General features: G+C 44.8%; 8 protein-coding genes (1 of these 8 running past the window's edge). 5 read left to right on the plus strand and 3 right to left on the minus strand.

From position 1 onward, the window contains the following. Positions 1-2: 2 nt before the first annotated feature. Together GT348_RS00495 and dapF are read right to left on the minus strand one after the other, a co-directional pair. Positions 3-1220, minus strand: a complete 1218-nt coding sequence (locus GT348_RS00495; protein WP_160618077.1) for a MiaB/RimO family radical SAM methylthiotransferase — start codon at positions 1218-1220, stop codon at positions 3-5. After that, positions 1217-2035, minus strand: coding sequence for a diaminopimelate epimerase (gene dapF / locus GT348_RS00500; protein WP_160618078.1), 819 nt, complete (start codon positions 2033-2035; stop codon positions 1217-1219). The genes GT348_RS00495 and dapF overlap by 4 nt, the downstream gene beginning before the upstream one ends. A gap of 120 nt (positions 2036-2155) precedes the next feature. Between dapF and GT348_RS00505 the strand changes: the two genes are divergently transcribed. Then, positions 2156-2791, plus strand: coding sequence for a class I SAM-dependent methyltransferase (locus GT348_RS00505; protein ID WP_236646518.1), 636 nt, complete (start codon positions 2156-2158; stop codon positions 2789-2791). 112 nt (positions 2792-2903) lie between these two features. Then, the gene (locus GT348_RS00510; RefSeq protein ID WP_160618079.1) at positions 2904-4703 is read left to right on the plus strand and encodes a DEAD/DEAH box helicase; all 1800 of its coding nucleotides are present in this window, start codon (positions 2904-2906) and stop codon (positions 4701-4703) included. A 198-nt stretch (positions 4704-4901) separates the two neighbouring features. Here GT348_RS00510 and GT348_RS00515 read toward each other — a convergent pair whose 3' ends face one another. Continuing rightward, positions 4902-5678 (minus strand): SDR family NAD(P)-dependent oxidoreductase, encoded by a 777-nt coding sequence (locus GT348_RS00515; RefSeq protein ID WP_160618080.1) that lies wholly within the window; start codon positions 5676-5678, stop codon positions 4902-4904. 81 nt (positions 5679-5759) lie between these two features. Between GT348_RS00515 and GT348_RS00520 the strand changes: the two genes are divergently transcribed. From GT348_RS00520 to GT348_RS00530, 3 genes are all read left to right on the plus strand, one after another. Further along, positions 5760-6344 carry a YqgE/AlgH family protein gene (locus tag GT348_RS00520; RefSeq protein ID WP_160618081.1) on the plus strand — a complete coding sequence of 195 codons (585 nt, stop codon included), beginning with the start codon at positions 5760-5762 and terminating at the stop codon, positions 6342-6344. A gap of 834 nt (positions 6345-7178) precedes the next feature. Then, positions 7179-9758, plus strand: a complete 2580-nt coding sequence (gene clpB, locus GT348_RS00525; protein WP_160618082.1) for an ATP-dependent chaperone ClpB — start codon at positions 7179-7181, stop codon at positions 9756-9758. A 203-nt stretch (positions 9759-9961) separates the two neighbouring features. After that, a protein-coding gene (locus GT348_RS00530; protein ID WP_236646519.1) for a DUF475 domain-containing protein crosses the window boundary here: on the plus strand, positions 9962-10697 show its 5' portion. Its footprint extends 281 nt past the window's final position; 736 of the gene's 1017 nt are visible here — the first part of the coding sequence; the start codon lies at positions 9962-9964; its stop codon lies beyond the right edge, outside the window.

The raw sequence follows: 10697 nt of genomic DNA on the forward strand, positions 1-10697 counted from the left end.
TACTATGCAATTTCAGCATTAATTTTATAATCTTCCACTGCTAAAAGACGCAAACGATAGGTTTTTCCAGGTGTAAGAGCGGCTTTATCTGTAAGTGTGACGACGGCAAATTCTGGTGTATGGCCCATTATAGCTGTTTCAAGCAAAACGTCTTTTTCTTGACCTATAAAGCTTGTTAAAAATTTCGTCTTTATGTCATTGCCTAATGCCCTTAGGCGTGCAGCGCGTTCTTGCCTTATGGAGCGTGGTAGGGGAGGCATTTTTGCCGCAGGTGTTCCGGGGCGTTCGCTATAGGGAAAGACATGCAAGAAAGGCAGAGCATTTTCTTCTATAAAACGAAATGTTTCTTCAAAAAGTTCGTCTGTTTCTGTTGGAAAGCCAGCGATTAAATCAGCACCGAACCCCAAGTCGGGCCGCAATTTGCGGATTTCTTTTATGGCGTAACTCACTTCATTTGTGCGGTGGCGTCTCTTCATGCGTTTGAGAATAAGATCAGACCCTGCCTGTAGGGATAAATGCAAATGAGGCATGAAGCGAGGTTCAGAGGCAATAAGTTCCCACAGGTCTTTGTCGCCTGTTTCTGGATGGAGCAAAACGGGATCCAAAGATGAAAGTCTAAGCCGCTTTAAAGCAGGAATGTGCTTTAAAAGCTCCTGGCATAATTTTCCTAAACCGTGCGTACCTTCTTTCCACGAAGCAATATCGACTCCTGTAAGAACAATTTCTTCGTGCCCTGCTTCTGTTAGAGTGCGTGCACGAGAAATAACATCAAATAAAGCTGTCGCTTTTGATTGTCCTCGCCCGTAAGGAATAACGCAAAATGTGCAGCGATGGTCACATCCTTGTTGAACCTGTAATAAAGCGCGCGTGTGCTTTGAAGGTGGAGGAGGAAGATTGGCTTTGCGGTCAACACCCCAACTTGCGGGAGATAATTTTTCATCATTTGTAACAACACGTTGAACACCCTCTAAAGCACCCCATTCCTTTGGAGCACGTTCAGAGGCACATCCTGTTACAATGATTTCTGCTTCTGGGTTCTCTCGATGGGCACGGCGAATCGCTTGCCGTGCCTGTCTTTCAGCTTCAGCGGTAACAGTGCAGGTATTAACAATGATTGTTTGTTTGTTATCCTGATCTTGCCCGTGTTGCGCATAATGCAACATGCCGTCACTTTCATGGGCATTGAGGCGGCAACCAAAGGTAATGACAGAAACTGTCATACGGCCTGATCCATCAATATTTGACCTGTAAAGACTGTTTCGGCCGGGCCAATCATATGAACAGGCCCATTTTCTTCCCAGATAATTTGCAGATCCCCTTTTTCCATCGTTACAGTGCACTTTCTTTTTACGAGATTTCGGCGGGCGGCATTGACAACAGCAGCACAGGCGCCAGAACCGCAAGCCAGTGTTAAACCCGCTCCACGCTCCCAAACACGTAAGCGCATATGGGTGGGTGATAATATTTCTGCAAAGCCAATATTGGCACGCTGTGGAAAAAGCGCGTGATGTTCTAATTCAGGACCTAACAGGGCTGCTTCTTTTATAGGACGAAATAATGTCAAATGAGGGTTGCCCATTGAACATGCTGCCCCATCATAAAGGGGGAGATGTGCAGTATCTGCTTCATGCGAGAGGGGTATATCCTGCCATGCTAATTTAGGTACGCCCATGACAACACGATAAAGTTCACCTTCCTTAAAGGTGGGTAAGAGGCCATTCTGAGTTTCTATAACAGGATTATGACCTATAAATTTCGCTACGCACCGTGAAGCATTACCGCATGCTCCTGCTTCTGAGCCGTCAGGATTAAAAAACTGCACACGAACAGAAGCCCCCTCTAAGGTTGGATTAGAGAGTAAAACGAGCTGATCACACCCTATACCCAGATGTCGGTCACAAATGTGACGAATCATTACCTCGGTAAGCGTAATCATGTTGCTACGGTTATCTAGAACAATGAAATCATTGCCCAGGCCATGCATTTTCGTAAAAGCTATTTTTACAGAAGCAGATTGTGCAGAAATAAACGTCATAATCGTACATATAGACAATAAAAATCTTGATGTCTTGCGTTCTGTAATTACCTAATCAGGGAAAGTTAATTTTTTAACATTGTAAAACGCTAAGACGTTAAACATGAAAAGAGGTGGTGGGTGCAAGGACTCCATGAAAAAGCTTTTGCCCAGGCAAATCAGGATTCTGACGAATCGTTTTTTACCCAATATGGTTCAGACTCACTTATGGATATGGGGGCACAAACCGCTGTAACTGCACTTTATCGCACAGCCCTTCCTGTGGGAGGATGCACGCTTGATCTCATGGCAGGGGGTTCAAGCCATATGCCAGAAGATGCCAGTTTTCAGGAGTTAATCGGGGTTGATGTTAATAAAAAGGCCCTGGAACAAAATAAAACTCTATCGCGCTCTATTGTGCAAAATCTCAATGAAAAAACAGTTCTTCCCTTTGAAGATAACTATTTTGATGGGGCTGTCATGTGTGACGGTATTGCCTATCTCACACAACCACAAAAAATTTTGGAAGAGGTTGTGCGCGTTTTAAAAGCTGGTGCCCCTTTTATTGTAAGTTTTTCAGATCAGTTCATTTCGGCCAAAGCCGTTGCTATATGGCAGGCTTTAGAGCCAGAAGACCGTATCCGGCTTGTTACAAGTCTCATGCATAGCGCAGGATTCGTTGAAATAGATACAGGTGATGTTGTCCCTCCTGAAGATTTGACAGCTTGGAAAGATAGTGTGCATGCTATAATAGGAAGAGTGCCTCAAACGCTCTGACAAAGAGCCGTGTGAGTATTTTCTGGCTTTTTTGTGCATAAGCAGCTATGGAGCCATCGCTAGCTGTTGCGCTTCTTTGCAGCATCATTTGATTACCGAGTGTTCGTCGACAATGCCTTTTCCTGATACTTATCCTGCTTTAACACGTGCCCTTCAAGCTCGAGGTTACGAAAAGCCTACTCCTGTCCAGGAAGCTGTTCTTGAACCTGGACATGAAGACCGTGACCTTCTTGTTTCAGCACAGACAGGATCAGGCAAGACCGTCGCTTTTGGTATGGCGTTTGCCCCGAGTCTCCTTGAAGATAGTGGGAAATTAGCGCCAGTTTCTTCACCTTACGCTCTTGTTATAGCGCCTACACGTGAGCTTGCCTTGCAGGTTCAGTCCGAGCTGACATGGCTTTATGCTGAAACGGGAGCTCGTATCGCCTGCTGTATAGGTGGGACAGATGCACGCCGTGAAGCCCGTTCCCTAGAACGTGGTGTTCATATAGTTGTCGGGACTCCAGGCCGACTCTGTGATCACCTTTCGCGCGGCAAACTTAACCTTTCGGCTTTGCGTGTTGTTGTCTTAGACGAAGCTGACGAAATGCTCGATATGGGCTTTCGTGAGGAGTTAGAGCAGCTTTTAGATGCCGCTCCTGAAGGGCGCCGGACTCTATTATTCTCGGCAACAATTGCCCGCGAAATTGCGTCTCTGGCACGTCGTTATCAAAAAGATGCCATGCGCATTGACATGGGAGCAGGGCAAAAACAGCATTCCGATATTACCTATCGTTGTGTTGTGACTGCACCACATGAGATAGAACGGTCTTTGGTGAACGTATTGCGTTATTACGATAGCCCAACAGCAATGGTCTTTTGTAATACACGTTTGCTTGTGGGTCAGGTTCAGGCAGAGTTATTAGAAAGAGGCTTCGCTTCTGTCGCGATTTCGGGTGAAATGGGGCAGAATGAACGCTCACGAGCCATTGAGAGCCTGCGTTCTGGTATTGCAAGAGTGTGCGTGGCTACAGATGTTGCTGCCCGTGGTATCGATGTGCCAGCACTGGGGCTTGTTATTCATGCAAGCATTCCGTCTTCTTCAGAGACATTATTACATCGTTCTGGTCGTACAGGTCGTGCGGGGCGTAAAGGCACAAGCGTTATTATGGTGCCTTTTAACCAACGTCGTCGTACAGAGCGTTTGTTAGGGCAGGCACGCATTAATGCTGAATGGGAAACAGTTCCAACAGCCGAAATGATTGCAGAACAGGATGCAAAACGCTTACTAGAAGACCCAACTTTGACTGAAGGTGAAGTCTCTTCAAATGAGATGGTCAAAATGTTGGTTGAGCGTTATGACGCGCAACGTTTAGCTTCGGCCCTGGTTAATTTCTATACAGCCAAATTACCTAAAGTTGAGCAGTTACGTCCTGTTTCGTTGGAAGCTCCAGCGCGTCGCGAAAGAGGGGACAGAAATGAACGCGGAGAGCGTGGTGAACGTTCCAAGCGTGAGCCTCGTTCATATGAAAGTTCGGGGGCCTGGTTCCGTTTGAGCGTCGGGCGTCAAGACAAAGCTGATCCCAAATGGTTAGTGCCCCTTATTTGCCGCATTGGTGGCGTGCAAAAGCGCGATATTGGCAGCATCCGTATTCAGCAAGACCAATCTTTCTTCCAAATCTCAGAAGATAAGGTTGAAAGATTTAATTCTTGCCGCGCCGGAGCTGAGCATGACGAAGTCTCAATTGAGCCTGCATCTGCTCCACCAGAAGGTAAAGGTCCAGCTCGGGGTGGTAACAGAGGTGGTGCACCGCGCAGCCGTGGTCCACGCTCTTCTGAGGGACGTTCTGAGAAACGCGATAAGGCCCCATCTTCCCGTAAAAGAACGGGGGGCAGCCGTTCTGGAGAAAGATCAAGCCGCCGCCGTTCTTAAGAGAGTTCTTTATAACTAGTGTAGAACAGTGGGCTTTCTTTTCAAGAAAGCTCACAGTGCACAGCCCGCCCGCCAGAAACCTGGCAAACCGGCATAAACCCCATGCGGTTAACATTCATATGGGGCGGTAATTTTGAGAGCCAGGCTATCATTTCGGTTATGTTATTTGGTGTCAGTGGTTGCGTTTCTTGGTTAACATCACTGGTTTTCTCTTCGAGAAAGCTTACGGTGGACAGCTAACCCGCCAGAAGCCTGGCAAACCGGCATAAGCTCCATGCGGTTAACATTCATATGAGCTGGTAACTTTAAGAGCCAAGCTATCGTTTCGGCTATGTCATTTGGCGTTAGTGGTTGCGTCCCTTGATAAACGGCATTGGCTTTTTCGTTATCTTTTAATCGTACTTGACTAAATTCACTGCCTCCGCACAAACCAGGTTCGATATTTGTTACACGAATTTTTGTGCCCAAAAGGTCAGTGCGTAAATTTTGCATAAATTGGCTGACAAAAGCTTTTGTCGCACCATAAACATTACCGCCCTTATAGGGATATGTTCCTGCCGTGCTGCCTATGGACATAATATAACCTGTATTTCTTTTGATCATAGTAGGTAAGAAAGCGCGGGTTATTTCTACTAGGCCAGAAATATTTGTAGTGATCATAGTTTCCCACTCATCGGGATCCGCATTTTGAGCAGGATCCATCCCTAATGCCAAACCTGCATTATTGATGAGGACGTCAATATCTTGCCATTTTTCAGGGAGAGATGAAGGTAAATCCCTAATCGTTTTTATATCTTGCATATCAAGTGAAAGAGGGAGAAGAGCATCCCCTAACTCATGATGCAATTCATTAAGGCGTTCTGTACGGCGCCCAGATGCAATAACATGATGGCCCTCTTTGACCAGCTTCTTAGCAATGGCTTTTCCAAAACCCGCACTTGCACCAGTTACAAAAACCGTCAAAGCCTGTGTCATTCTTATGCCCTTTAATAAAATATGAAAAAATATAATTTGGTTAATCTTGTATTCTTTGTAAAAAACTTACCATTATAAAATATGACCAAAGTTTCTTTGCCCTCTTTTTCTGATCTAACTGGCAAGATTTTGATTGCATGTCCTCAATTAGCCGAGACAATTTTTGGGCAATCAGTCGTTTATTTATGTGATTATTCTAAAGAAGAGGGAACTTTAGGAGTCATCATTAATAAACGTTTTCCCAACCTTGTTATAGAAGATCTTTTCAAACAATTTGGTATTACGCTTCAAGAACAATCACCTGCCTTGTTTCTTGGTCAAGGAGGCCCAGTCGACCCCTCTCATGGTTTTATTTTGCATAGCCTCGATTGGTCTGGTGAAATGGGTGGTTATAAGTCAGGCCCGGCATGCTTAACGGCAAATCTTGATATTTTGCGCGATTTGGTGGCTAATCGGGGACCTAGACATAGTATGATGGTATTAGGCCATGCGGCCTGGGCACCAGGGCAGTTAGAAGAAGAAATTTTTCATAATAATTACTGGTTTTTGGCACAGGCTACAGAAGAGCTGATCTTTAAAACCGACCCTAATTTGATGTGGGAAAAAGCTCTTGCATCATTAGGCATATCTCCCTCGTCTTTATCCCTTCAGTCGGGAGAAGGATGATAGGAGCATAAAAAGAAGAAATTCGTAGCTAGCTGAAGAATTCTAATTCTATTGTTTTTTGGCAGTCAAAATGTATTTTTTAACCAGCTAATATTAAAATCTTATACGCAAAATCTGCGGCTGATCTAACTATCAGACATGGTGCAAATATTTTAGCACAGCTGATATTTGTCCTTCTGTCTGAACTATCTAGATTATTGTTCGTTTATCTCACCTGACGAAAAAAATGAGACCTTGTCTTTTACTAAGATCTTCCTATGCAAAAATAAAATCTATTAACATGAAGACTACCCTCAGGATGTTATTTTTGCAGTTATTTAATGACTGAGACGTGTTTTTGTATTTGAAGCCAGAATAAGCCGAAAATGTGTGACTCACATAAACTTCACAATCTTATAGAAGATTCTGCCCGAAATAGCCGAGACTCGTAATCTGGCATTTACTAAAATTGCACCACTCCAACGGATAATTGCTCTTAATTTGCGTCTCTAACGTCAAAGGTGCAGGAGCGAGAAGGGCCTTTTCAATAATCTGAATGATGCCCATTTAAAATTCGGTGAGAAGCAATTTTGCGTTTGCAAAAAGCGAATCCATCCGCAATGGCCCTTTCTTATTGGCAATTAATATAATGATGAAGCCAATTGCCTTTCAGGATTAAAATGAAATCCTGCGTGGCCAGCACAATATGAGAAAAAAACATAAATTTTAATTTAAACTCTCACTTAAAGCCTCTTGATTAGAAAAATATCAGCCCCAGATAAATATAAAGATGTCGCCAAATGGGACATCCAAAAACTTAAAGTTGCCGTAACGGGACTTATAAGGAGAGTTATAATGGACATCCAAAAATTTACTGAACGCAGCCAGGGATTTTTACAGGCTGCTCAGACTATTGCACTAAGAGATTATCATCAGCAATTAACGCCAGAACATTTGCTTAAAGCATTATTAGATGACGAGCAGGGAGCTGCCTCGGGCCTGATTCGGGCTGCTGGTGGGGATCCGAAAACTGTTCAGCAAGCTAATGATGAGGCTTTAGCCAAATTACCCAAAGTGCAAGGTAGTGGTGCAAGCCAACCTCAGGCAACACCTGATTTCGTGCGCCTTCTCGATAGTGCCGAACAGGGTGCGAAAGAAGCCGGCGATAGTTTTGTTGCGCAAGATCGGCTTTTAATTGCGATTAGTCACAGCCAGAGTGCGGCGGGTAATGCTTTACGCCTTGGAAAAGCAACGCCTCAGGCTTTAGAGCAGGCAGTGGCGCAATTACGTAAAGGGCGTCATGTAGATTCGGCATCTGCTGAAAATACATTTGATGCGCTCAAGAAATATGCGCGCGACGTCACAGCTATTGCTCAGGCAGGAAAGCTTGACCCTGTTATTGGACGTGATGAAGAAATCAGACGGGCCATCCAGGTTTTGGCACGCCGTAGCAAAAACAATCCCGTTTTAATTGGTGAACCCGGGGTTGGTAAAACTGCCATTGTCGAAGGGCTGGCCCTCAGAATCGTTAATGGTGATGTTCCTGAGGCACTTCGGAATAAAAAACTTCTTTCTCTTGATTTGGGTGCTCTGGTCGCTGGGGCAAAATATCGGGGTGAATTTGAGGAACGTCTAAAAGCCGTTTTAAAAGAAATAGAAGGCGCTGAAGGGGAGATCATTCTCTTTATTGATGAGATGCATACACTTGTTGGGGCTGGCCGTTCTGATGGGGCCATGGATGCTTCTAATCTCATCAAGCCAGAATTAGCACGCGGTGTACTGCATTGCATTGGTGCGACTACATTAGATGAATACCGCAAATATATTGAAAAAGACGCCGCTCTTGCACGGCGTTTCCAACCAGTATTTGTGGGTGAACCTTCTGTTGCCGATACAATTTCTATTTTACGAGGCATTAAAGAAAAGTACGAACTCCATCATGGTGTGCGCATAACGGATAATGCTCTTGTTGCTGCGGCTACCTTATCGAATCGCTATATCACTGACCGCTTCCTCCCTGACAAAGCAATTGACCTGATTGACGAAGCAGCCAGTCGCTTGCGTATGCAAATTGACAGCAAGCCAGAAGAGCTTGATGAGCTTGATCGCCGTATTATTCAGCTCAGAATAGAACGTGAAGCGATTCGTAAAGAAAAAGATTCGGCTTCTAAAGAAAGATTATCGGCACTCGAATCTGAATTAGCAGAATTGCAGGAAAAATCAGATGTCATGAGTGCTGCCTGGAACGCCGAAAAAGACCGTGTGAATGCGGTTCAGAAATTAAAAGAGCAGCTTGATCATGCGCGTTCAGAAGTCGAGGTGGCTCAGCGTCAGGGTAATTTACAGCGTGCTTCTGAGCTTCTTTACGGTGCTATTCCCAAGTTGGAGCAAGATATTGCAAAAGCCCAGTCAGAAGAAGATCACACTGAAACAGATGGCCTGTTAGCTGATTCTGTTACAGATCAGGGCATTGCCGCGGTTGTGTCTCGTTGGACAGGCGTTCCTGTTGACAGGATGTTAGAAGGTGAGCGCGCAAAATTACTGCAAATGGAAGACAAGCTGCGTCAACGTGTTGTTGGCCAGGAAGTTGCTCTGGTTGCTGTTTCTAATGCGGTTCGTAGAGCGAGGGCAGGGTTACAAGATCCGAATCGACCAATCGGCTCGTTCCTGTTTCTTGGCCCTACAGGGGTAGGCAAAACTGAGCTAACAAAAGCCTTGGCTGAGTTCCTCTTTGATGATGACCGAGCCATGTTACGTGTTGATATGAGCGAGTTTATGGAAAAACACGCTGTATCACGTTTAATTGGTGCCCCTCCAGGTTATGTTGGCTATGATGAAGGTGGTGTCTTAACTGAAGCAGTCCGGCGGCGCCCTTATCAGGTCATATTATTTGATGAGGTCGAAAAAGCTCATGAGGATATTTTTAACATCCTCCTGCAAGTGCTTGATGATGGACGTCTGACCGATGGACAAGGTCGTGTTGTTGATTTCCGCAATACAATCATCGTGCTGACAAGTAACCTTGGTTCCGATGTGCTAGCCAACCAAAAAGAAGGGGAATCGCCGGAGCTTGTCCAGGCTCAGGTAATGTCTGTGGTGCGCAGTCACTTCCGGCCAGAATTTCTCAATCGTCTCGATGAAATTATTCTTTTCTCCCGCTTACAGCGTGCGGATATGAATAAAATTGTTGAAATTCAGCTTGATCGCCTGCGTCAGCTTTTAGAGGACCGTAAATTAGGACTTAAGTTGGACGACAAGGCCCGTGAATGGCTCGCCAATGCCGGGTACGATCCTATTTATGGAGCTCGCCCTTTAAAAAGGGTCATTCAGCGTGAGCTGCAAAATACACTGGCTGGGCAATTGCTTGAAGGGCGCTTCCATGATGGCCAGGTCATTATGGTTTCGGCAGACGAAGATGGGCTGAAAATTACGTAAATTCACCCTGTAAGTTTGGCGGTCGTTTTTTGAACCTCCCTCATATTGCAAAATAATAAAGCCCCTTGCATTTCCTAAAATGTGAGGGGCTTTATTATTGTGATTATATTAAATGCGCCTGGAAAAATCCGGTCATAGTTAATGTGACTCTAACACTATAGAATCGTGCCAGATAATTGGCTGAGATGAAGGTCTGTGCCCAAATGATAAGATATTTTCGTGGTTCACTCTTATTTTCAGTCGTTTGTTTAATTTTAGCAGCTTTTATTGGTTATCAGCCGGCCCACTCTTTCTCTCAAGCCTTTTCATCGGTGTTTCTTTGCCTCGTTTTGGGATTTTTAGAAGTCTCATTGTCATTCGATAATACCGTTGTGAATGCTTCAGTGCTCCAGACAATGAGTGAGATTTGGCAAAAAAGATTTTTGACATGGGGTTTGCTGATAGCCGTATTCGGTATGCGTCTTATTTTTCCTGTCATGATTGTATGTATGGCGGGTCATTTGGGTCCCTTATCTGCTATCAACCTAGCATTGGCCCATCCTCACCAATATGCAAAAATTCTAGCTGAAGCGCACACAGCCATTATGGGGTTTGGCGGAGCCTTTCTTTTCATGGTGGGTTTAGATTTCTTTTTTAATGAAGAGAAAAAAATCCATTGGATAAAATTTATCGAATCGCCTTTGCAAAAATTATCCTCTTGTCAGGGAGTAGAAATAGCGGTCGTACTCGTAGCGCTTTATGTCGTTTCGCGGTTTCTTCCACAGTCAGAAGCACTTACTTTTCTGACATCCTCCATGTTCGGCCTTATCACTTATATTGCCGTTCAAAGCATGGGACAGTTGCTGGAAGCCCCCAAAGGAGCGCCTCAACAGGTTGCTAAAGCGGGATTAGGAGCTTTTCTCTATCTAGAAATGATGGATGCTTCTTTTAGCTTCGATG

Origin of the sequence: Aristophania vespae (assembly GCF_009906835.1) — a bacterium.
GTDB lineage: Bacteria > Pseudomonadota > Alphaproteobacteria > Acetobacterales > Acetobacteraceae > Aristophania > Aristophania vespae.